The organism is Streptomyces cellostaticus (assembly GCF_001513965.1).
Lineage (GTDB): Bacteria > Actinomycetota > Actinomycetes > Streptomycetales > Streptomycetaceae > Streptomyces > Streptomyces cellostaticus.
The window spans coordinates 1-601 of the sequence record NZ_KQ948142.1 but is presented as its reverse complement, the minus strand read 5'-3'; the positions used below and the strand labels follow the sequence as shown (position 1 = coordinate 601).

Here is a 601-nt window from a genome sequence, read left to right as displayed (position 1 = left end):
ACCCGGAGCGGTTCACCCTGATTGGACGACGCCACCGCCTACAGGGCTGCTCGTACCAGCTCGGGTAGGGGGCTCCAACCCTGCCGCAGCGGATTCCCTTTCCAATGCGCAGAGGCTCCGCCCCGGCAGCCGGAGCGGAGCCTCAACGGTCGTTCTGACCGGCCAGGACATCTGCGCGCAAGCTACCTCACCGCATGCCTGCGCAAACACGTCGAGGAGGAGACAGTGACCGAGGTGCCGGAACCGCCACCGGTTTCAACCCGGCGCACTACGCCCGTAGAAGCGACGTCGAACGGCTGAAAAAACCGGTTGAAGATATACCGGGCCATCGCCACACGCTTTGACAAGAGGGCGTACGTCTTTCACAGGACCGTGACTGCCGCAGCCATCCACCTCTGGCTCCGCGCATAACCCACCAAACCGTGACGAAGACGATGCCGCAGTGACGGGCGCCCTGTTGAGCGCGAGGCGGTGTCAGGCCGAGGGGCGGGGCTTCTTGCCCCAGCGGTCCGTGCGAGGCAGGGTGATGCCCGCGCCCGCTTCTGTGGGCGCGGGCGCGCAGGCAGAGTGCTGGCAGGGCTTACCACGATAACGACACTGG

At 66.1% G+C, this 601-nt stretch carries 1 pseudogene; it reads left to right on the top strand.

From position 1 onward, the window contains the following. Positions 1-176: 176 nt before the first annotated feature. Positions 177-411: pseudogene (locus AQI88_RS48400) on the top strand (IS5/IS1182 family transposase); the annotation flags it as partial. Positions 412-601: the final 190 nt, after the last annotated feature.